Source organism: Hydrogenophaga sp. LT287 (genome assembly GCF_055702805.1).
The window spans coordinates 63,110-84,863 of the sequence record NZ_JBVPZC010000011.1 but is presented as its reverse complement, the minus strand read 5'-3'; the positions used below and the strand labels follow the sequence as shown (position 1 = coordinate 84,863).

The 21,754-nt window shown below is 63.7% G+C and carries 22 protein-coding genes; 9 read left to right on the top strand and 13 right to left on the bottom strand.

The window, feature by feature from the left end:
* Positions 1–14: 14 nt before the first annotated feature.
* On the top strand, positions 15–734 hold the full coding sequence (locus AC0GNR_RS10730) for a histone H1 (RefSeq protein ID WP_472900947.1): 720 nt from the start codon (positions 15–17) through the stop codon (positions 732–734).
* Positions 735–884: 150 nt separating this feature from the next.
* On the opposite strand, the gene AC0GNR_RS10725 is transcribed toward AC0GNR_RS10730, so the two are convergent.
* The 7 genes from AC0GNR_RS10725 to AC0GNR_RS10695 form a co-directional block, all read right to left on the bottom strand.
* A complete protein-coding gene (locus AC0GNR_RS10725) occupies positions 885–1,772 on the bottom strand; it encodes a carbohydrate kinase family protein (protein WP_472900946.1) in 888 nt (295 codons plus the stop codon).
* A gap of 18 nt (positions 1,773–1,790) precedes the next feature.
* Complete coding sequence (locus tag AC0GNR_RS10720) at positions 1,791–3,158, bottom strand: DUF3426 domain-containing protein (protein ID WP_472900945.1); 1,368 nt, start codon at positions 3,156–3,158, stop codon at positions 1,791–1,793.
* Positions 3,159–3,285: 127 nt separating this feature from the next.
* Entirely contained in the window at positions 3,286–4,170 is an 885-nt protein-coding gene (prmA, locus tag AC0GNR_RS10715; RefSeq protein WP_472900982.1) for a 50S ribosomal protein L11 methyltransferase, read from the bottom strand.
* Between the two features lie 31 nt (positions 4,171–4,201).
* Complete coding sequence (gene accC / locus AC0GNR_RS10710) at positions 4,202–5,551, bottom strand: acetyl-CoA carboxylase biotin carboxylase subunit (RefSeq protein WP_472900944.1); 1,350 nt, start codon at positions 5,549–5,551, stop codon at positions 4,202–4,204.
* Positions 5,552–5,565: 14 nt separating this feature from the next.
* The gene (accB, locus tag AC0GNR_RS10705) at positions 5,566–6,030 is read right to left on the bottom strand and encodes an acetyl-CoA carboxylase biotin carboxyl carrier protein (protein ID WP_472900943.1); all 465 of its coding nucleotides are present in this window, start codon (positions 6,028–6,030) and stop codon (positions 5,566–5,568) included.
* A gap of 282 nt (positions 6,031–6,312) precedes the next feature.
* Positions 6,313–6,840: a TlpA disulfide reductase family protein gene (locus tag AC0GNR_RS10700; RefSeq protein ID WP_472900942.1), complete on the bottom strand. Its 528-nt coding sequence runs from the start codon at positions 6,838–6,840 to the stop codon at positions 6,313–6,315.
* Positions 6,837–7,463 (bottom strand): hypothetical protein, encoded by a 627-nt coding sequence (locus tag AC0GNR_RS10695; RefSeq protein WP_472900941.1) that lies wholly within the window; start codon positions 7,461–7,463, stop codon positions 6,837–6,839. The genes AC0GNR_RS10700 and AC0GNR_RS10695 overlap by 4 nt, the downstream gene beginning before the upstream one ends.
* 76 nt (positions 7,464–7,539) lie before the next feature.
* Between AC0GNR_RS10695 and mpl the strand changes: the two genes are divergently transcribed.
* A complete protein-coding gene (gene mpl, locus AC0GNR_RS10690; protein WP_472900940.1) occupies positions 7,540–8,994 on the top strand; it encodes a UDP-N-acetylmuramate:L-alanyl-gamma-D-glutamyl-meso-diaminopimelate ligase in 1,455 nt (484 codons plus the stop codon).
* A gap of 33 nt (positions 8,995–9,027) precedes the next feature.
* Here the strand turns inward: mpl and AC0GNR_RS10685 are convergent, their stop codons facing one another.
* The 5 genes from AC0GNR_RS10685 to rodA form a co-directional block, all read right to left on the bottom strand.
* A complete protein-coding gene (locus AC0GNR_RS10685; RefSeq protein WP_472900939.1) occupies positions 9,028–9,348 on the bottom strand; it encodes a hypothetical protein in 321 nt (106 codons plus the stop codon).
* Between the two features lie 78 nt (positions 9,349–9,426).
* Positions 9,427–10,488 carry a winged helix-turn-helix domain-containing protein gene (locus AC0GNR_RS10680; protein WP_472900938.1) on the bottom strand — a complete coding sequence of 354 codons (1,062 nt, stop codon included), beginning with the start codon at positions 10,486–10,488 and terminating at the stop codon, positions 9,427–9,429.
* A gap of 175 nt (positions 10,489–10,663) precedes the next feature.
* Positions 10,664–11,797: a 3-deoxy-7-phosphoheptulonate synthase gene (locus tag AC0GNR_RS10675; RefSeq protein ID WP_472900937.1), complete on the bottom strand. Its 1,134-nt coding sequence runs from the start codon at positions 11,795–11,797 to the stop codon at positions 10,664–10,666.
* Positions 11,798–12,012: 215 nt separating this feature from the next.
* Complete coding sequence (tldD, locus tag AC0GNR_RS10670; protein ID WP_472900936.1) at positions 12,013–13,473, bottom strand: metalloprotease TldD; 1,461 nt, start codon at positions 13,471–13,473, stop codon at positions 12,013–12,015.
* Positions 13,474–13,550: 77 nt separating this feature from the next.
* Positions 13,551–14,705, bottom strand: a complete 1,155-nt coding sequence (gene rodA / locus AC0GNR_RS10665; RefSeq protein ID WP_472900935.1) for a rod shape-determining protein RodA — start codon at positions 14,703–14,705, stop codon at positions 13,551–13,553.
* A gap of 21 nt (positions 14,706–14,726) precedes the next feature.
* On the opposite strand from rodA, the gene AC0GNR_RS10660 reads away from it, so the two are divergent.
* From AC0GNR_RS10660 to ruvC, 7 genes are all read left to right on the top strand, one after another.
* Complete coding sequence (locus AC0GNR_RS10660) at positions 14,727–15,371, top strand: YqiA/YcfP family alpha/beta fold hydrolase (protein ID WP_472900934.1); 645 nt, start codon at positions 14,727–14,729, stop codon at positions 15,369–15,371.
* A 41-nt stretch (positions 15,372–15,412) separates the two neighbouring features.
* Positions 15,413–17,482, top strand: coding sequence for a ribonuclease catalytic domain-containing protein (locus tag AC0GNR_RS10655; RefSeq protein ID WP_472900933.1), 2,070 nt, complete (start codon positions 15,413–15,415; stop codon positions 17,480–17,482).
* Positions 17,483–17,539: 57 nt separating this feature from the next.
* Entirely contained in the window at positions 17,540–18,391 is an 852-nt protein-coding gene (locus AC0GNR_RS10650; RefSeq protein WP_472900981.1) for an energy transducer TonB, read from the top strand.
* Between the two features lie 12 nt (positions 18,392–18,403).
* Positions 18,404–19,189, top strand: a complete 786-nt coding sequence (locus AC0GNR_RS10645) for a transglycosylase domain-containing protein (protein ID WP_472900932.1) — start codon at positions 18,404–18,406, stop codon at positions 19,187–19,189.
* A 130-nt stretch (positions 19,190–19,319) separates the two neighbouring features.
* Positions 19,320–19,937 (top strand): lysophospholipid acyltransferase family protein, encoded by a 618-nt coding sequence (locus tag AC0GNR_RS10640; protein WP_472900931.1) that lies wholly within the window; start codon positions 19,320–19,322, stop codon positions 19,935–19,937.
* On the top strand, positions 19,938–20,924 hold the full coding sequence (locus AC0GNR_RS10635; RefSeq protein ID WP_472900930.1) for a phosphatidate cytidylyltransferase: 987 nt from the start codon (positions 19,938–19,940) through the stop codon (positions 20,922–20,924).
* Positions 20,921–21,469, top strand: coding sequence for a crossover junction endodeoxyribonuclease RuvC (gene ruvC / locus AC0GNR_RS10630; RefSeq protein WP_472900929.1), 549 nt, complete (start codon positions 20,921–20,923; stop codon positions 21,467–21,469). The genes AC0GNR_RS10635 and ruvC overlap by 4 nt, the downstream gene beginning before the upstream one ends.
* A 97-nt stretch (positions 21,470–21,566) precedes the next feature.
* Here the strand turns inward: ruvC and AC0GNR_RS10625 are convergent, their stop codons facing one another.
* Positions 21,567–21,743, bottom strand: a complete 177-nt coding sequence (locus AC0GNR_RS10625) for a hypothetical protein (protein ID WP_472900928.1) — start codon at positions 21,741–21,743, stop codon at positions 21,567–21,569.
* Between the last annotated feature and the right edge of the window lie 11 nt (positions 21,744–21,754).

The following is a 21,754-nucleotide window of genomic DNA, read 5'->3' as shown; positions in this document are numbered from 1 at the left end:
TCAAGGAGAACACAATGGCAACTGCGAAAAAAGCCCCGGCTAAAAAAGCCGCCCCGGCAAAGAAAGTCACCGCACCCGTGAAAGCGGCTGCACCTGCAAAGAAAGCTGCTCCGGCCAAGAAAGCCGCTGCACCTGCGAAGAAAGCTGCTCCAGCCAAGAAGGCCGCTGCACCTGCGAAGAAGGCTGCTCCAGCCAAGAAGGCCGCTGCACCTGCGAAGAAGGCTGCTCCGGCCAAGAAGGCCGCTGCACCTGCGAAGAAGGCTGCTCCGGCCAAGAAGGCCGCTGCACCTGCGAAGAAGGCTGCTCCGGCCAAGAAGGCCGCTGCACCTGCGAAGAAGGCTGCTCCGGCCAAGAAGGCCGCTGCACCTGCGAAGAAGGCTGCTCCGGCCAAGAAGGCCGCTGCACCTGCGAAGAAGGCTGCTCCGGCCAAGAAGGCCGCTGCACCTGCGAAGAAGGCTGCTCCGGCCAAGAAAGCCGCTGCTCCGGCCAAGAAGGCCGCTGCACCTGCTAAGAAGGCTGCTCCGGCCAAGAAGGCCGCTGCTCCAGCCAAGAAGGCTGCTGCGCCTGCGAAGAATGCCGCTCCGGCCAAGAAGGCTGCTGCCCCCGTGAAGAAGGCGGCTCCTGCAAAAAAAGCCGCGCCGGCTAAAAAGCCGGCAGCACCTGCGGCGCCTGCAGCACAGACGAAACTGAACCCTCAGGCTGCCTGGCCGTTTCCGACCTCCAGCAAGCCTTGAAGTCGTCCTTGAGATGAAAAAAAGCCCGGCGCTTTTGCACCGGGCTTTTTTTATGACTGTTCGCGTCCAGACTCATCAGAAACAAGCAAAACCACTGGCATCAGGAACGCGCGACGCAGCTCCGAGAGACTGCAAAGGCCCAGTGCAAACTCAGGCCGTGAATTGGTAGTTTTGACCGCCTCGGCTGGCGATCTTGGCTGCACCCATTTTGTTGCCGAGCTCGGCACAACGCGGCAACGACCACCCTTGCGCCAGCCCATGCAGCAAGGCCGCACGAAACGCGTCGCCGCACCCGGTGGGATCCAACACCTCGACGGCCTTGACACCGGGCACCAAGGTTTTTTGACCACCCTCCCAGACTTCACAACCCTGCTCGCCAAGGGTCACGATCAGTCCGTTGACCCGCGCCGCGATCTCCTCGAAGCCCAGCCCTGTGCGGTCGCTGAGCATCTTGCCCTCGTAGTCATTGACCGTGACCCAGGTCGCGAGATCGATGAAATGCGTCAGCTCTTCGCCATTGAACATGGGCAGGCCCTGACCCGGGTCGAAAACGAACGGGATACCGGCGGTGTGCAGTTGTTGCGCGTGCTGCAGCATGGCTTCGCGCCCATCGGGCGAGACGATGGCCAGCGTCACACCCGCAGCGGTCGGCACCGCGTTGGCATGGGCGTCTGACATGGCACCGGGGTGAAAGGCCGTGATCTGGTTGTTGTCCCGGTCGGTCATGATCATGGCCTGGGCGGTGTAGTTGCCCGCCGTGGTACCGATGAATTGCGTGTCCACCCCAAGAGCCTGCAAGCGGCCCAGGTAGTCCTGTGCATCGTTGCCCACCATGGCCAGCGGCACCGCTGGCGAACCGAGTTGGCGCAGGCCGTAGGCAATGTTGCCGGCACACCCACCGTACTCACGGCGCAAACCGGGCACAAGAAAAGACACGTTCAGGATGTGCAGCTGGCTGGGCAGAATCTGCTCGGCGAAGCGGCCCTCAAACGTCATGATGGTGTCAAAGGCCAGCGAACCGCAAACGAGGATGGACATAAAAATGGATTTCCAGAATCAAGGGTAAAAAACCAGGGCACGGTAACCCGCCATGGGCATGGCCTCGCCCACGGCGAGCGACAAGCGCAGACTGATGGTCACCGAGTCTTGTGCCGGCAACAACGCCGGTGCACCGGGCAACTCGGCGGGCAGAAATACCCGCCGCGCAATCACCGCGTCGCGGGTGTCGGTCAGGCTCAGTTCAAGCGCCGGCACCGCCAGCGCCACCGGCGCGGTGTTTTTGAGCACCAGGTCAAACGAATAAAAATTGCCGAGACGGCGCACCAGTGCCGAGCTGTCGATCACGATCGCGTCGATACGGCGCACCGGTGTGACTTCGCAGCCCAGCGGCGCGCACAGCTGGTTGAGCACAGGGGCCAAACGGGGCTGCCAGGCTGCCAACGCGTCCCGCTCATGCAAAGCCCACTGCACCATCAAGACCAGGGCAAGCAACAGCGCAAAAACCGAGAGCAGCGCGCGCATGCCAGGCGAGTGCCAGAACGCGCGGCGGCGCGCCTGCCGGACAAAGCCAGGCTCGGGATCGGATGGGTCCAACGCCTCAGAGGGGGATGGTGGTGCGGTTGACGCTATCTGGCTTGCCGCCTTCGCACCGCTGTTTGGTGTTTGCGCACCCAGTGGCACAGAAGCCGCCGCCGCACCCGAAGCACCGGCGGCAAACTGCTGCAATTCGGTTTGAAAATCCGAGTCAGGCTCCTGGAACGCCTCGTTCACGGGGGTTTCTGGCCTGGCGTCGCGGGTTTCCCCATCCATCACGTCTGGCGCTTGACGCTCCTCGTGCGCAAGCAGCGGCGCGGGCTCGGCGAGCCATCTGTCCGCCTCGGCCACGCTGCGGGTATCCACAGGCATGCTGCGTGCGTCGTGAAGGGTCTCGGGCGGTGTTTCGGCAGCGGGGGTCTGCGCGGGTTCAGGCTCGGGATCAGGCTCCCAAAACGAGACGGGCAAATCCAACACCACAGCCGCATCGACCACACCGACCGGCTCGGCTGGGCGCGGCGTTTCCGCCCCCTGGACGGCGGGCGCCTCGGCAACAGACTGCAAACGGGTTTCAGACGGGGCGATCGAAAAAGCCGCAGAGCCTGGCGTGTCGGCGTCGGCGTCGGCGTCGGCGTCGGCGTCGGCGTCGGCGTCGGCGTCCAGATCGTACCGACGCTGCACGGGTCCCGTGGTTTCAGCAGTGGGCGCGGCAGCGGCGACCTCATCGCCCTCAGCGGTCGGAACCGCTGGCGCCCACGTTTCGAGGTACAACGTGGCGTCAAACACGTCGGTACAGTGCCCGCAACGCACCCATCCGTCGGAGATTTTCAGCTGGTCGGGAACGACCCTGAACATCGTGCCGCAAGCGGGACAGCGGGTGGTGAAACTCATGCGCAGATTATTGCAGGCGACCCGCACGCCAAGCTGCGTTGTCTACACAGCGTGGACTGGGATCGCGAAGCGATGGAGCCCCGCATGACCGGCCAGAACAGCACGCGGGAAGCCATGGGGAGGACGCTCAGTCCTTGACCGCGGTCATGAGAATCCAGCCATCGGCCTCGTCGCTGACGCTCAATGCCACCCATGGGGCATAGGCTTCACGCAATTCATCGGCCTGGCGCGCCAATATGCCGGCCAGCACCAAGTGGCCGCCCGAGCGCACGTGGGCACAGAGCAAGGGCGCCAGCACCTTGAGCGGCGTGGCCAGAATGTTGGCGAGCACCAGATCAAACGTGCCATGGGCCAGGTCGGGCAAACCCGCGGCCAGCGTCACATGGTTGGCCGCAGCGTTGAGGCCGGTCGACTCGACGGCGGCGGGGTCGATGTCCACCGCCACAATGTCTCGCGCACCAAACTTGGCGGCGCCAATGGCCAAAATACCCGAGCCGCAGCCGTAGTCCAGCACGCGCTGGCCAGACCAGTCGCGCTGCGCGGTCCAGCGCAGGCACATGCGGGTGGTGGGGTGCGTACCGGTCCCAAATGCCAGGCCGGGGTCGAGCCGGATCACCTGCTCTGCGGCGGCAGGCGGCTCGTGCCAAGTGGGCACGATCCAGAAACTGGGGGTGATGTCCACCGGGGCAAACTGAGACTGCGTCAAGCGCACCCAGTCCTGCTCGGGAACCGCCTGCACGCCCTGCACGGCGCAGCCTTCAAAGAAGTCTTGCAGGGCCAACAAGGTGGCCGCTTCGCGGGCCGCAGCTTCTTGCGGAAACAGCGCCACCACACGGGACCGTTGCCAGCCCTCTTTGGGCGGCGGCATGCCCGGCTCACCAAACAAGGCCGACTCGGCCTCCGTCAGGGCGTCGGCATCTTCCACCGACACGCTCAGGGCGTCAAGCGCCACGAGCGCGTCGCCGACCTGCTCAACGGCAGCCTCTGGCGCCAGCAGGACCAGTTCGAACAGCGTCCCGGCGACCGGGGGGTGGGGATCGGGTTCAACGTTCACGCTGCGACAGCCATTCTTCCAAGTAATGGATATTGGTACCACCGGCAATGAAGCTGGCGTCCACCATGAGCTCACGGTGCAGCGGGATGTTGGTTTTGATACCTTCGATCACCGTCTCGGCCAACGCCGTGCGCATGCGGGCCAGCGCCTGCTCGCGGGTGTCACCGTGCACGATGATCTTGCCGATCATGGAGTCGTAGTTGGGTGGCACAAAATAGTTGGTGTAGGCGTGCGAATCCACGCGCACCCCAGGACCACCGGGCGCATGCCACGTGGTGATGCGACCCGGCGAGGGGGTGAACTTGTAGGCGTCTTCGGCGTTGATACGGCACTCGATCGAGTGGCCACGCAACTGCACCTGGCGCTGGGTGAACGGCAGCTTTTCACCAGCCGCCACCGCAATCTGGGTACGCACAATATCCACACCCGAAATCCATTCGGTCACCGGGTGCTCCACCTGCACACGGGTGTTCATTTCGATGAAATAGAACTCCCCGTTTTCGTACAGAAACTCAAAGGTGCCCGCACCGCGGTAGCTGATCTTTTTGCAGGCGGCAGCACAACGCTCACCAATTTTCTCGATCAGGCGGCGTGGAATCCCAGGCGCAGGCGCCTCTTCAATCACCTTCTGGTGGCGGCGCTGCATGGAGCAGTCGCGCTCGCCCAAATACACGGCGTTGCGGTGCGTGTCCGCCAGAATCTGAATTTCAATGTGGCGCGGGTTCTGGAGAAACTTCTCCATGTACACCTCGGGGTTGCCAAACGCAGCGCCGGCTTCGGCTTTGGTGGTTTGCACCGCGTGCAACAAAGCCGCCTCGGTGTGCACCACACGCATGCCACGCCCACCGCCGCCACCCGCGGCCTTGATGATCACCGGGTAACCCACCGCCTTGGCGGTACGCTTGATGATGATCGGGTCGTCCGGCAGAGCACCTTCGGAGCCGGGCACGCAGGGCACACCGGCGCGGATCATGGCCTGCTTGGCCGACACCTTGTCGCCCATCAAGCGGATGGACTCGGGCGTTGGGCCAATGAACGTGAAGCCGCTTTTTTCCACACGTTCGGCGAAATCGGCGTTTTCTGACAGAAAACCGTAGCCAGGGTGGATGGCCTCAGCGTCGGTCACCTCGGCGGCCGAAATGATGGCCGGCATGTTGAGGTAACTGTGGGTGCTGGACGCTGGACCGATGCAGACGGCCTCGTCGGCCAGGCGCACATATTTGGCGTCGCGGTCGGCTTCGGAATACACCATCACCGCTTTGATGCCCATTTCCCGGCAAGCCCGTTGCACCCGCAGTGCAATCTCCCCCCGGTTGGCGATCAGAATTTTCTTGAACATGCGCGCCAAGCCCTTTATTCGATCACGTACAGAGGCTGGCCGTATTCCACCGCCTGGCCGTTGTCCACCAAAATCTTGGTCACGGTGCCCGACTTGTCGGCCTCGATCTCGTTGAGGATCTTCATCGCTTCGACGATGCAGATGGTTTCGCCTTCTTTGATCGTGTCACCCAGCTCCACAAAGGGCTTGGCGCCCGGGCTGGAGGCACGGTAGAACGTGCCGACCATGGGCGACTTGACAATGTGACCCGTGGGCTCTGCGGCGGCCGCCGGCACCGCTGGGGCCAGCGACTCGGCAGCAACAGCAGTTGCAGGCGCGGCCTGGGGCGCCGGAGCAACGGTGTAAGACACGGGTGCTGCAAAACCAGCGGGGGCGCTCTTGACGATGCGCACCTTGCCTTCGGCCTCGGTGATTTCCAGCTCAGACACGTTCGACTCGGAAACGAGGTCGATCAGGGTCTTCAGTTTTCTCAAATCCATGGTTTCTCCAACGAAAATCGCTTAAGTTGACTCAAATGCCATCAAATTCAGACAAATCGAGGCGCGCCAACCCATCGGGTGCCGCAGTGTACACGATGAAAACGCCGCTGGCGTCGCCGGCCATCAACTCAAAAAGGCACGCCTGCCGCACCCAACCGTCAGAGGTCTGACGCCGATATTGGCGGTCTTTACCCGTTTTTCAATGAATGTTGTCGCATGTAACGGAAAGAGCGCACTTGAGGGTGCCCCTGTGCGACGAGCTACCCGAACGACCGACCGCAGTCAGACCAGCTGGGCCCATTGGGCCAGATCGGCCTCCGAGACTTTGCCAATTTTCCGGTGCAGCACCGTCCCGGCAGCCCCCATGACCACGGTGTAGGGCAGCCCCCCGGTGGGGTTGCCCAGATCCCGACTGAGCTGGGTACCGGCCAGGCCTGCCATGCCCACCGGGAAGTCCAGCGGTATTTTTTGCAAGAAGCTGCGCACGGCGCTGGGCTGGTCCACCGCCAGCCCGAGCACCTGCCAGCCCCGGGGCGCGTGGGTGCGGTAAAAAGCATTGAGCAAAGGCAGCTCTTCCACACAGGGCGGGCACCAGGTGGCCCAGAAATTCACCAGCAGCGGCTTGCCGCGCCAGCTGGCTAGGTCCACCGCCTCGCCTTGCGGACCCTCAAACTGGCTGGCCCAGAAGGCGGCCTCGGCATCCGTGGCGACAGGATTGGGCTGGTAACGCCACCAGGCAACCCCTACGCCGGCGGCGCCCGCCGCCGCGGCCACGCCCGTCATCAAAAGTGTGCGTCGGTTCGGTGTCATGGCAAGTGCTCTTGTGTTTCGGTGGGGGTTTGCGCCATCAGCGTGCGCAGGGCGAGCGCATCACCGCGGGGTTTGCGGCCTTGTGCGTCGGGCTTGAGGGCGCCGCGCAAATCGTCGAGGTCGTGCACCATCAGGTGCACCAGCACCCATTGGCCCAGCGCATCGCAGCGGGTGCGCAGCGTGAGCGCCTGCACCGGCTCGCCGCGCCAGCCGTTGACCGTGCCCGGGTGGTATTCCACGCGGTGGTCCAACAGCGCCAGCTCGGCCGACTTGGGGTCGTCGCAAAACAGCTGTATGTAAATATCGCTGTGGCGGGTGGCGGTGCCATGCCAGACCGCGCCGCCCAGATGCGGACGAAAGGCGGACAGTCGACCCATCCACAGCAGGGCCACGTCACGCAGCGCCTGGAGTTCGACGGCCTGGGTTTCAGGGCAAAAAACCGCAATGTATTCGCGAACCGCGGCGTCCAGGGTGGCATTGTCGGGCAAGGCGGTGCGCGCATTCAGGCCCAGTTGCTTCACGGCGCGGCGCTTGGCAGCGGCGTATTCCAGCCCTTCTTCCACCACCAGGCGCGCAGCCACGGCAGCTATTTCGTTGTTGATGCTGTCCCGGTAGGCGTCCATGCGGAGATTGTGCCCGCTGCCAAGCAGGCTTGCGGGCCTCCCCGGCCATTCCCGCACGGGCGCCTAAAATCGCTGGATGCATATTCATATTCTGGGCATTTGTGGCACGTTCATGGGCGGCCTGGCCGCGCTGGCCCGCGAGGCGGGGCACCGGGTCACCGGCTGTGACGCTGGTGTCTACCCCCCCATGAGCGACCAGCTGCGCGCGCTGGGCATCGATCTGATTGAAGGCTTTGAAGCCGACCAGATGGCCCTGGCACCCGATGTGTATGTGGTCGGCAATGTGATCAGCCGTGCCAGACGCCCCGACGGAACACCGAAGTTTCCGCTCATGGAAGCCATCCTCGAAGCCGGTGCACCCTACACCAGCGGCCCGCAGTGGCTGGCCGAGCAGGTGTTGCAAGGGCGCCACGTGATGGCGGTTGCCGGCACCCACGGCAAGACGACCACCACCGCCATGCTGACCTGGATTCTGGAATCGGCAGGCCTGCAGCCGGGCTTTTTGATTGGCGGCGTCCCGATGAATTTCGGTGTGTCGGCCAGACTGGGCGCGGCGCAACGTCCGCCAGGGGCGGCATCGCGGGACCGAAGCGCCGAAGCAACAGCGCCGGTGTTCGTGATCGAGGCCGACGAGTACGACACCGCGTTTTTTGACAAACGCAGCAAGTTTGTGCACTACCGGCCCCGAACTGCCATTTTGAACAACCTGGAATTCGACCACGCCGACATCTTTGACGACCTGAGCGCCATCGAACGCCAGTTTCACCACCTGGTGCGCACCGTGCCTGGCTCGGGCCGGGTGGTGGCCAACGGGCTTGAGGAGTCGCTGGACCGGGTCCTGCACATGGGGCTGTGGAGCGAACTGCGCAGCTTTGGCGCAGCGGTGAGCGACTTCACGGCGCAAGGGGAGCCCCATGCCTTTGACGTGCTGCAACGCGGCCAGGTGGTAGCGCGTGTGGAATGGACGCTGACCGGCACCCACAACCAGCTCAACGCGCTGGCCGCCATCGCGGCGGCTGAACACGTGGGCGTGGCGCCAGCGCAAGCGGCGCTGGCCCTGGCCAGCTTCGAAAATGTGCGCCGCCGCATGGAGGTGCGCGGTACTGTGGCGCGCGGAGGCCATTCCATCACGGTGTATGACGACTTCGCCCACCACCCCACGGCCATCCGAACAACGCTGGACGGGCTCAAGCGCCGGTTGAGCCTGGCGCAAGCCGGTGGTGGCCGCATCCTGGCGGTGTTTGAGCCTCGCAGCAACACCATGAAACTGGGCACCATGAAGTCGCAACTGCCTTGGAGCCTGGAGGCCGCTGACCTCGCGTTTTGCCATGCAGGCGGGTTGGACTGGGACGCCGCAGCGGCCTTGCAACCCATGGGCGCACGGGCCCAGGTGGCCCACACCATCGACCAACTGGTGGAACAGGTGAGCGCCGCCGCACGGCCGGGCGATCACATCGTCTGCATGAGCAACGGCGGGTTTGGGGGCGTACACGCCCGCCTGCTGGCCGCCCTGGCGCGCAGTACCGCATAGCCCTGAGGGCTGGAGCCTGCGGCTAAACGCGGGTCAGTAAGACAGCGCCTGTGCCCGCACGTCCACCGTGACCACGGGCTTGGCCAGCGCTGCACTGGCCGCTTTGGCAAAGGCCATGGCCCAAGGCCGGTGCGCTTCATCGCGAAAGCGCTCTTCACCAGCCGCCTGCGCCACACACAAAATCTTGTCGGCCGTCAGCACCTTGCCGGTGGACCGGATAGGGTCGCAGCCCAAAAAAGTGAATTGCTCGTCCAGCCATGTTCGGGCCAGATCGTGAGGCATGGGCTGCACTTCTTCCAGATCGAAACGGTAGGTGGACGGCTCACCCCAGGTCACGGTCACTTGACTGCGCATGCGGACAACTCCTTGAATACGGTACAGGGTACTTAAAACACCACCACATTGTGCCCTGACCGCTGCAAGCGGCCACGCTCAATGGCTACCGGGCAAAGGCATGGGTACGGTCAGGTCGTTGGACACCCGCAGCGGCGAATGGTGTGCTTCGCGCATGATGCTGGAGGTCGCAAACACCTCGGAATGGCCCGATCGGGTCATGGCCAGGGTGTCGGGTACGGCTTGGTCAAGCTGCATGGCCACCATCGCACGGCGTACCGTGGGCTCAGCGCGCCGCGCACTGTCGGGGTCGCTGGTGATACCGCCCGCGTAATACAACGATGCCAGGTGGTGCGCCAGCTCGGCAGCAGGCGCACCGGTGCGCTCGCGCAACTCATTTAGCGTGGCGGGTTTCACCATCAGTTCGCGCATGATGAGCAGGTGCAGATCATCGAACCAGCGCGCCGGCATGGAAGGTACCCGGCGCAGGAAAATCGTTTGCTCGCGGTAGCGCTCCGGCAGCACATCGCGCAGGGTGCGTACCGCATAGGTCCACATCACGCGGTGCAACGGGAGCCGGATGAAGGACGAAGGAATGTCGTTGGCCAGGGCCGGGCGGCGCACCCATTCGGCCATCGACAGGTCAACCGGGCGCGCCGGAATCAGCAGCCCCACCTGCCAGCGGTCCAGATCGATCACCGCCAGCAGCTTGTTGTCGTGGGTGACGTGCACCACGCCCCCTTTGTAATGGGCCACACGGTCAACCAGCTGCGCGCCCAGCGCGAACTGGGTGCGCAATGGACGCAACCAGGCCTCAAAGCGCTGCAAGCGCTGGCGCACACTTTTTTCGCTGTCGGCCTCAAAAAATTCGGCCGAGGCAAAGCCTTCGGGCAAGGGGCTGGCAAAAGCGAGCGGGCGGTCTACCTCGGCCCGGTTGAGCGTGAGGCGCTCGCCCGTGCCGTGGGAATGGCGAATCACCACCGCGTCGCGCCCCAGCACGTCCACCGACTCCCCGTAAATCATCCAGGCATCGGCCATGTGCGGATCGCAAGTGCGCCATTCGGGCCAGCCCGGCTGCGCCTGCGACGCCCAGGCCATCAGGCGCTGGCTCAGCAACTCGGGAAACCCCAGCAAACCCAGCCGCAGCACCGGTTGTTCCACACACACTCCCTAGATTTTTTGAATACCCAAACCGCACAGACACCGTTTGCACACCCGTTGATAGACCACTTGCTTTGGAGAATATCAAGTATCCGTGCAACCGGCAATGGCGCAGTACCCCGGCAGAGTCGCCAGAGCGCGCGCCGAGCACTCAAATGGGGGAAGTTGCATCACATCAGCCCGCTTTTTGGCGGGCGCTTTGAACCGCCTGCGACAGCACTTCCAGCGCTTGCAGAGAGTCTCCCCAGCCGAGACAGGCGTCCGTGATGCTCTGGCCATACGTCAACTTGCCCATGTCGTCTTTGCCCGGTGTGAATTTCTGCGCACCCGCCTCAATGTGGCTTTCAATCATCACGCCGAACACACTGCGCGAGCCTGCCGTGATCTGGCTGGCGATTTCACGCGCCACATCCAGCTGCTTTTCATGTTGCTTGCTGCTGTTGGCGTGGCTGCAGTCCACCATCAGGCGGGCAGGCAGCTTCGCGGCTTCCAGCTCTTTCACGGCAGCAGCCACACTGGCCGCGTCGTAATTGGGCGCCTTGCCGCCTCGCAGAATCACGTGGCAGTCCGGGTTGCCGTTGGTCTGCACAATGGCGACCTGGCCGTTTTTGTGGACCGACAAAAAGTGGTGACCGCGCGCCGCCGCCTGGATGGCATCGGTCGCGATTTTGATGTTGCCGTCGGTGCCGTTCTTGAACCCGATGGGTGCGGACAGGCCGGATGCCAGCTCACGGTGCACCTGGCTTTCGGTGGTGCGCGCGCCGATGGCGCCCCAGCTGATCAAATCACCAATGTATTGCGGCGAAATCACATCCAAAAATTCGCTGCCGGCGGGCAAGCCCAGGCGGTTGATTTCAATCAGCAACTGGCGCGCGATACGCAGGCCTTCATCGATGCGAAAGCTCTCGTCCAGGTAGGGGTCGTTGATCAGCCCTTTCCAGCCCACGGTGGTGCGAGGCTTCTCGAAGTACACGCGCATCACGATTTCCAGCGTGTCGGCGTATTTTTCACGCAGCGGCTTCAGGCGGCGCGCATAGTCGATCGCTGCGGCTGGGTCATGAATGGAGCATGGGCCAATCACGACCAGCAAGCGCTGATCTTTGCCGTGCAGGATGTTGTGAATGCGCTGTCGGGTCTGGCTGATCAGGGCCTCCACCGGCGTGCCGCCGATGGGGAAAAAGCGGATCAAATGCTCTGGGGGTGGCAACACCGTGATGTCCTTGATGCGTTCGTCGTCGGTCTGGCTGGTTTTGTCGACAGGACGGGCGTGCCAGGCATCGGCGCTGACAGGATTGGCTTTGGCATTCATCAAGGGACTCCTCGGGTTGATACAAAACGAAAGTGGCGAAAAAAAACCGCCGGGCTGAGGGCTCCGGCGGTTTGATCGAGATTCGGTGATGCGCTTACAGCTTCGCCTCTCGTCCGCCGGGGACTGAGAACCAAAAATAAAAGGCAAAAACAAAGCGCGTTTTCATAAGAGACCAATGTAGCACAGCCGGCATGACGCCTGTCTTACAGCGCCCGTCAGGCGGTACCGCCCACGGTGAGACCGTCGATGCGCAAGGTGGGCTGGCCCACGCCCACAGGCACGCTCTGGCCTTCTTTGCCGCAGGTGCCCACACCGCTGTCGAGCTTCATGTCGTTGCCGATCATGCTCACGCGGGTGAGCGAATCGGGGCCATTGCCCACCAGCGTGGCGCCCTTCACGGGGTACTGGATCTTTCCGTTTTCCACCCAGTAAGCCTGGCTGGCGGAAAACACGAACTTGCCACTGGTGATGTCGACCTGACCGCCACCGAAATTGACGGCGTACAAGCCTTTTTTGATGCTGGCCACGATCTCTTCAGGGCTTTTGTCACCACCCAGCATGTAGGTGTTGGTCATGCGCGGCATGGGCACGTGGGCGTAGCTTTCGCGCCGGCCATTGCCCGTGGGCTTCACACCCATCAGGCGTGCATTCATCGAATCCTGGATGTAACCACGCAAAATACCGTCTTCGATCAACACGTTTTTCTGTGACGGATGGCCTTCGTCGTCCACGTTGAGCGAGCCACGGCGGTCTGGAATGGTGCCGTCGTCCAGCACCGTCACACCCTTGGCCGCCACGCGCTGGCCAACGCGCCCGGCAAAGGCGCTGGAGCCCTTGCGGTTGAAGTCACCCTCCAGGCCATGGCCCACCGCTTCGTGCAACAAAATACCTGGCCAGCCCGAACCCAGCACCACCACCATTTCGCCCGCCGGTGCGGGGCGCGCATCCAGGTTGGTCAGCGCCGACGCCACCGCTTCGTCCACATACTGCTGAACCATGGCTTCGTCAAAATAGGCCAGACCAAAGCGGCCACCGCCACCCGACGAGCCCACTTCGCGGCGACCTTTTTGCTCGGCAATCACCGTCACCGACAGGCGAATCAGCGGACGCACGTCGGCTGCCATGGTGCCGTCGGCTCGGGCCACCAGCACCACGTCGTATTCACTGGCCAAGCCGGCCATCACCTGCACCACACGCGGATCTTTGGCCTTGGCCATGCGCTCCACGGTTTCCAGGAGCGCCACTTTGGCGGTGCTGTCCAGCGTGCTGATCGGGTCCAGCCCCGGGTACAGTGAGCGCGACTTGGCCACTTTGGTGGACGGTGTGCGCACCTTGCGCCCCTGGCCCTGGGCGGAAATGGAGCGCACCGTGTGCGCGGCATCGATCAACGAGTCCCACGAGAGGTCGTCCGAATAGGCAAAAGCGGTCTTTTCCCCGCTAACAGCCCGCACGCCCACACCCTGGTCGATGCTGAAGCTGCCGGTTTTGACGATGCCCTCTTCCAGGCTCCAGCCCTCGCTGCGGGTGTATTGGAAGTACAGGTCGGCGTCGTCCACACCGTGCGACATGATTTCACCCAACGCCCTTTGCAGGTGCGAGGTGTTCAGGCCGTAGGGATCGAGCAAAAGGCTCTGGGCGCTGGCCAGACGGGCCAAGGTGGGTTCACGTGCAATCATGGCCCCATTGTAAGAAGGACCGGCCGGGCGCGCCGGGGCATGGTCTTGAAGCTGCATGCCCTCCCGCGCGGACTACCTCAAGACTGCATGAGCCGCTTGGACTTGGCGATCGACATCAGCATGCCCAGCCCCACCCCCAGCGTGATCATGGCGGTGCCGCCGTAGCTCACAAAAGGCAGGGGAACGCCCACCACCGGCAAAATGCCGCTCACCATGCCCATGTTGACAAAGGCGTAAACAAAAATGTTGAGCGTGAGTGCACCCGCCAGCAACCGGGCGAACAGCGTAGGCGCTTCCAGCGCAATGATGAGGCCGCGCACCACCAGGAAGATGAACGCCACCATGAGCCCCAAGGTGCCCATCAGCCCGAATTCTTCCGAAAACGCGGCATAAATGAAGTCGGTGGTGCGCTCGGGGATGAATTCAAGGTGGGTCTGGGTGCCCTGCATGAAACCCTTGCCCCACAGACCGCCCGAGCCGATGGCGATCATGCCCTGGATGATGTGGAAGCCCTTGCCCAACGGGTCTTTGGACGGGTCCAGCAGCGTGCAAACACGCTGGCGCTGGTATTCGCGCAAGACCTTCCAGTCCACATCGGGCGCACACCATTGCGGCTCCATGGCAATCAGCACGATGATGCCAATGGCACCGAGCAGCACCGGCGGCACGATGAGCTTCCAGCTCAAACCGGCGAAAAAGATCACAAACAGGCCTGAGGCCACCACCAGCAGGGTGGTGCCCAGGTCGGGCTGCTTCAATATCAGCGCAGCGGGCACCGCCAGCAACAAGCCCGCCACCACGAAGTCCAGCGGCTTGAGCTGGCCTTCCCGGCGCTGAAACCACCAGGCCAGCATCAGCGGCATGGCAATTTTGAGCAATTCGCTCGGCTGAATGACGATGCCCATGTTCAGCCACCGCTGCGAACCTTTTCGCTCGATCCCAAACAGCTCGACCCCCAGCAGCAGCAGCACACCCAGCACGTACATCGGCACAGCCAGCGCCATCAAGCGCTGCGGCGGCACCTGCGCCACCAGAAACAGCACACCCGCTGCCAGCAGCATGTTGCGCCCGTGGGTGGCAAACCGTGTCCCGTGGTCAAAACCCACCGAATACATGGTCATGAGGCCCAGACCCGCCAGCAGCAGCACCGCCAGCACCAACGGGCCATCAAACCCCTGAAAGATCGGGGCGATGCGTTGCAGCAGGTTAGGTTTGTCAAAAGCGGCGGCCATGCAGCAATTATCCTTTGCATCATGACCGCCTGTTCTTCTGCCATCCGCAGCCCCCTGCCCACCACCCACCTGCTCTACTTGCACGGCTTTCGCTCGTCGCCACAGTCCATGAAGGCGCAGAAGGTGGCAGCCCGGGTGGCTGCTCAGCACCCAGGTGTGGTTTGGTGGTGCCCACAGTTGCCACCTTCGCCCAAGGAGGCCATGGCGCTGGTGATGGAAGGCGTGCGCGACTGGCCCCGCGAATCGATGGCGGTGGCTGGATCGTCGCTGGGTGGCTTCTATGCGCGCTGGCTGTCCATGCAAACCGGCTGCGCCAAAACGGTGTTGCTCAACCCGGCCGTGTTTCCCGCGCGCGACCTGCTCAAGTACGTGGGCGAACAGACCAGCTGGCACGATCCGAGCGAGCACTTCGTTTTCCAGCCCGCTTATGTGGACGAACTGCTCACCCTGGAGCGCGACACCGCGCGCCTGGCGGCGCTGCAACCCGCCCAGCCAGAGCGGCAATGGGCGATCGTGGCGCAAGGCGACGAGGTGCTGGACTGGCGCGAGATGCTGGCGTTTTGCGCGGGCGGTGCGGTGCGCCTGCTGCCGGGCAGCGACCACGCCATCAGCGACTTTGACGAGCACATCGACGCGATGTTCGAATTTTTGAACCTCACAAACTGATTCCGCCGGGCCAAAACCGCCCGCATGGGACAATCTCGCGCATGCACATTTTGTTTGATGAAGCCGGCAAACTGCTGACCGGCCGCCTCCTGTCAGAGGCCGAAAGCTCGCTCCAGGTTGAGCTCGATTCCGGTAAGCGCGTGAAGGTGAAGGCAGCCAACGCCTTGCTGCGCTTTGAAAAGCCCGCACCGAGCCAGCTCATGCCGGCCGCCACCGCGCTGGCCGACAGCATGGAGCTGGAACTGGCCTACGAATTTGCCCCCGAAGAAGAGTTCGGATTTGCCGACCTGGCGCGCGAGTATTTCAGCGCCAGTGCGGGTACCGAGCAGCAGGTCGCGGCGCTGCTGTGCCTGCATGGCGCGCCGCACTATTTCCGCCGCGCCGGCAAGGGCCGCTACAAAAAGGCCCCCGCTGACATCTTGGCCCAAGCGCTGGCCGCGATTGAAAAGAAAAAGCAGGTGCAGGCGCAAATAGAAACCTGGGCCGCCGAACTGGCCAACGGGCAATGCCCGGACCCCGTGCGGCAGCAGCTTTACAAGATTTTGTTCAAGCCTGACAAAAACGCGCCCGAATACAAGGCGGTGGTGGAAGCAGCCCGCAACAGCCACACCGCGCCGCTGGCGCTGCTGCAAAACGCGGGGGCGATCTCCAGCGCCTACCAGTTCCACTGGCAGCGCTTTTTGTTCGACCAGTTTCCCAAAGGCACCGGGTTTGCGCCGCTGCAGGCACCGGTCATTGCCCACGATCTGCCTCTGGCGCCGGTGCAGGCGTTTTCCATTGACGACTCGCACACCACCGAAATCGACGACGCGCTGTCGATCCAGGGCCTGGGCAGCGGCACCGTCACGCTGGGCATCCACATTGCCGCGCCCGGCCTGGCGGTGCTGCCCGACGGCCCCATCGACCAGGTGGCGCGCAACCGCCTGTCCACCGTGTACATGCCGGGCCACAAGATCACCATGCTGCCCGACGAGGTGGTGCAGGCCTACACGCTGGAAGCTGGACGTGACTGCCCGGCGCTGTCGCTGTACGTCACCCTGGACGAAGCCACGCTGGCCATTCAAGAGCGGCGCACCGTGCTGGAACGGGTGTCGATTGCCCACAACCTGCGCCACGACCAGCTGGACACGGTGATCACCGAAGACTGGCTGAACGGCGCAGCCCCGGCCAGTGAGGCCATTGTTGAGGCGCACATTGAAGTGCTGCAACCCCAGTTGGCCTTTATTTTTCGGCTGGCGCGCCACCTGAAAGCGCAGCGCGAGGTGGTGCGCGGCAAGCCCGAAAACTTCTCTCGGCCCGACTACACCTTCCGACTCGAAGGTGTGGTGGGCGACGAGCCGGCGGGTGACGAAACCGTGGTCATTGGCACCCGCCAGCGCGGCGCGCCGTTGGACCTGATGGTGGCCGAGGCCATGATTTTGGCCAACAGCAGCTGGGGGCAGTGGCTGGCGGAATGCGGCGTCCCCGGCATTTACCGCAGCCAGGCCAGCTTGCAGCCTGGCGTGAAGGTGCGCATGGGCACCAAGGCGCAGCCGCACGCCGGCATTGGCGTGCCCAGCTACGCATGGAGCACATCGCCCCTGCGCCGCTACGTGGACATGGTCAACCAGTGGCAGATCATTGCCTGCGTGCGCCATGGCAAAACCGCGGCACTGGCCGCGCCCTTCAAACCCAAAGACGCCAACCTGTTCGCCGTCATCAGCGCGTTTGACGCGGCCTACTCGGCCTACAACGGCTTCCAGAATGGCATGGAGCGCTACTGGACGCTGCAGCACCTGAAGCAAAACCACATCACCGAAGTGACCGCGACGCTGATCAAGGACAACCTGGTGCGTGCCGACACCCTGCCGCTGGTGTTGCCGGTGATGGGCGCCGACGGCCTGCCCCGTGGCGCCCATGTGCGCGTGCGCCTGGGCGAGGTGGACGACATCACGCTGGACATCCATGGCACGGTGATCGAGCGCCTCGACCTACCGGTTGAGGATTTGTCCGAGGACAACGGGGATTCGGGTGAGGACGACGAGGCGCTGGCGGCCCCGCTGGCGCTGGCGATTGACGTGGACGACGCCGCACCAACCGCCGACGCGCCGCCGACCGACAGCGCCAGCTGAACGCAACCCGCCAGCCCAACCGCAGCCAAGGATAATTTCGGCGTGAAAACGGTCCTGATGTTCTTCAAACACCTGAGCACGCTGCAGCTTGCGCTGACCGTGTCGGTGGTGGTGCATGCGGGCTTGCTGACGGTGCGTTTTGTCGACCCAGAAGGCTTCAACCGCGTGTTTCAGGACACGCCGCTGGAGGTCATTTTGGTGAACGCCAAGAGCGACGAACGCCCTGAGAAGGCGACGGCGATTGCCCAGGCCTCGCTGGCGGGCGGCGGCGATGCCGACAAAGGCCGTGCCACTTCGCCGCTGCCGCCCAACACCCAGGCCCGCCTGGGCGACGCCACCGAAGAGGACGAACAGCAGATTGAAGCGCTCAAGGAGCGGCAAAACCAGATCCTGGCGCAGGTGCGCAAACAGCTGGCCAACATGCCACCGCCCGACCTGGAAGCGGTGAGCCCCAACCCCGCAGCGGTCGAACGCGAACAGAAGCGCCAGGCGCTGGTGAAGATCCTCGCCGAGATTGAAAAACGCATCAACGAAGAAAACCAGCGCCCGAAGAAGCGCTACATCAGCCCAGCCACCCGGGAAGAGGTGTACGCCATTTATTACGACGAATTGCGCCGCAAGATCGAAGACCGGGGCACCAGCAACTTTCCAGAAACCGGCGGTCGCAAACTCTACGGCGAGCTCACCATGATCATCACCGTCAACCACACGGGCAACGTGCTGCACACCGAAGTGGTGCAACCGTCGGGCAACGCCACCCTGGACCGCCGGGCCCAGGCGATCGTGCGCGGGCTGGAATTTGGCCGCTTCAGCGACGCCATGCGCCGCCGGGCCGACCAGATCGTGGTCGTGTCACGCTTTCGTTTCACCCGCGACGAGACGCTGAAAACCCAGCTCTCTAGCCAATAAGACCGCGCCGCCATGAAATCGCTTGGACGCTGGGTGCTGTGGCTGTTGCTGGCTGGCGTGTCGCTGCAAGTCTTCTTTGTGTTGCGGGTGGCGCTCATGGTGGTGGTGGACCCCCACAGCACCGCCTTCATGCGCTCGGAGGCCTGGCGCATCGCCGGCGCCAGCCTGGGCAGCGACAAAGCGGGGCGCTGGTCTCACCAATGGGTGGACTACGACCAGATCAGCCCATACCTGAAGCGCGCGGTCATGGCGTCTGAGGACGCCGGCTTTGCCCACCACGGCGGCGTGGACTGGACGGCGATCGAAGCGGCCTGGGAAAAAAACGAGCGGCGGCAGGCGCTGGCCGAGAAACGCGCCGAACAGATTGAGCGCCGACTGGCCAAAAAACCCGAAGCCGCCGAGGCGGCCGTGAAAGCCATCAAACCCGCCAAGATCATTGGCGGCTCCACCATCACCCAGCAACTGGCCAAAAACCTGCTGCTCTCAGGCGAGCGCAACCTGCTGCGCAAAGGGCAGGAACTGCTGCTGACCCTCACACTGGAAGCGCTGCTGAGCAAGCGCCGCATTCTGGAGATTTACCTCAACAGCGTGGAATGGGGCGAAGGCGTTTTTGGTGCCGAAGCTGCGGCACAACGCTACTTCAAGAAGCCGGCCGCCAAGCTCAGCCCGCAAGAGGCTGCCCGCCTCGCCGTGATGCTGCCCAGCCCCAAGTTTTTTGAGAGCCGCCAAAACTCGGCCTACCTGGCTCGCCGCACCAGCACCATCGTGGCCCGCATGGGCGACGTGCGCGCGCCATGAGACTGCCCCACCTCGCTTCGCACCTTCCGCTCGGCGGGGGGCGACGCCTGCGGTCGGTCGGGGGCCGTTCTGCGGTGCCGCCGGGCAGGGCACGCTCACCGTTGGCTTTTGGCGTTTTTGCAGGCTCTGCATGAACTGGCGTGCCCAGGCCATGGGCTTGTTTTTGCTGGGTTTTGTGCGCGTGCTCACGGGTGCGCAAGCGCGTTGGCACGGCTGCCCGCCCAAGGCCGAGCAGCGCATTTACTTTGCCAACCACCAGAGCCACGCCGACCTGGTGTTGATCTGGGCCGCACTGCCCAGCTCGCTGCGCAGCATCACCCGCCCGATCGCCGCCCGCGACTACTGGACAGCGTCCAACTTCAAGCGCTGGATCACCACCGAAGTGTTCAACGCGGTGTATGTGGAGCGCGAGCGCAAGGGCGACGAGGACCCCCTGCAACCCCTGGTCAGCGCGCTGGAAAGCGGCGACTCGTTGATCTTGTTCCCAGAAGGCACGCGGGGGTTTGACGAAGACCCGCAACCCTTTAAATCGGGCCTGTACAACCTGGCTCAGCGTTTCCCCGACGTGGTGCTGGTACCCACCTGGATACACAACGTGCAGCGCGTCATGCCCAAGGGCGAGGTGGTGCCGGTGCCGGTGCTGTGTTCGGTCACGTTTGGCGAGCCGGTGAAACTGGGGGCTGACGAACCGCGCGCCGATTTTTTAAACCGTGCCAGAGCGGCCGTGATGGCCTTGCGAGACGTCTGAATGGGCTCCTTTTTGCGCAGTCTGACGCCCGAGCAACAGGTGAGCCTGTTGTTTGTGGGCGTGTTTGGCTTGCTGTTGCTGGCCAGCGTGGCGGGCGTGTTGATGTCGCTGCGCGAGCGGCGCTCTGACAGCGCCGAAGAAACCGGCCGCGAACTGCGCCGCCACGACAACCAGGCGCTGCTGCGCACCTCGTGGATGGTGGCGCTGGTGTTCTGGATCGGCTGGGCGCTGGGCGACGGCGCGGGCATTGTGCTGTTTGGCCTTATCTCGTTTTTTGTGCTCCGTGAATTCATCAGCCTCTCGCCCACCCGACGCAGCGACCACCGCAGCCTGGTGCTCGCGTTCTTCCTGGTGCTGCCGCTGCAATACGCCCTCGTCTGGACCCAGCATTTCGACCTCTTCACGGTCTTCATTCCGGTCTATGTGTTTCTCGCTGTCCCGGCAGTCAGCGCGTTGGGCAACGACCCCCAGCGCTTTCTGGAGCGCAACGCCAAGCTGCAGTGGGGCATCATGGTGTGCGTCTACGGCCTGAGCCATGTGCCTGCCTTGCTGCTGCTCGACTTTCCGCGTTTCGCTGGCCGAGAAGCCTTTTTGGTGTTCTTTCTGGTGCTGGTGGTGCAAACCTGCATGCTGGTGCAGCACCTGATGGCCAGGGGACTGCGGCGCCCGGTGGCACCCGCCATCAGCGAGAGCTTTCACTGGCGCAGCTGGGCCTGGGGACTGCTGGCTGGTGGCCTGCTGGGCGCCTTGCTCTCGGGCTTCACGCCCTTCAAGCCGCTGCCAGCGCTGGGCATGGCCCTGGTGGCTTGCGTGGCCGGCACGCTGGGGCACCTGGTCATGAAAGCCATCAAGCGCGACCGCGGCGTGACCCACTGGGGCTCGGCAGGTCGCTCGGTCACCGGGGCCAGCGGTTTGCTGGACCGCGTGGACGCGCTGTGTTTTGCGGCGCCTGTGTTCTTCCACTCGGTTCGCTGGACCTTCCTATGAGAATTCTCGGCATTGACCCCGGCTTGCAGTGCACCGGGTTTGGCGTGATCGACACCGAAGGCCAAGCTCTGCACTACGTCGCCAGCGGCACCATACAGACCAGCCCCAAAGACGGCGCCCTGTTGCCAGAACGGCTGAAAATTTTGTTTGACGGCATCAGTGAAGTGGTCAAGCGTTACGAGCCCGACGTATCGGCCTGCGAAATCGTGTTTGTGAACGTGAACCCGCAGGCCACGCTGCTGCTGGGCCAGGCCCGGGGCTGTTGCCTCACAGCGTTGGTGGCCAACGGCCTGAGCGTGGCCGAATACACCGCGCTACAGCTGAAAAAGGCGGTGGTGGGTTACGGCCGCGCCGACAAGGCGCAGATGCAGGAGATGGTGAAACGCCTGCTGCAGCTGCCCGGCCTGCCCGGCAAAGACGCCGCCGACGCCCTGGGCCTGTGCATCACCCACGCCCAGGTGGCGCGTTCGGTGGCGGCGATCAACAAGGTCAGCGCGCTGCAGGCCCGCACACACGCGGCCTACAAGGGCGGCCGAAGTTATTGACCCCCTGCGCCGGCCTTGCAGGCCGCCACCCCCTGGGGGTAACACCTGCGGCCCGGCAGAGCCGGTTCCACGGTGTCCTGGGCTGGGCGCAGTGCGCCTACAGCAGCCGCTCCAGCACGAGCACGCCGAAGAACCCGAGCGCCGCGATCACGGTCCACTTCAAAATGATCATCCCCCACTGGCGAAAGTAGGGTTTGCCGGTGCCGATGTAAAACGCGAAGCACACGCCGGCGGCGATGAGCAAAAAGAAGAGGGTGAAGCGAAACAGCAGCATGGCAATGCGCC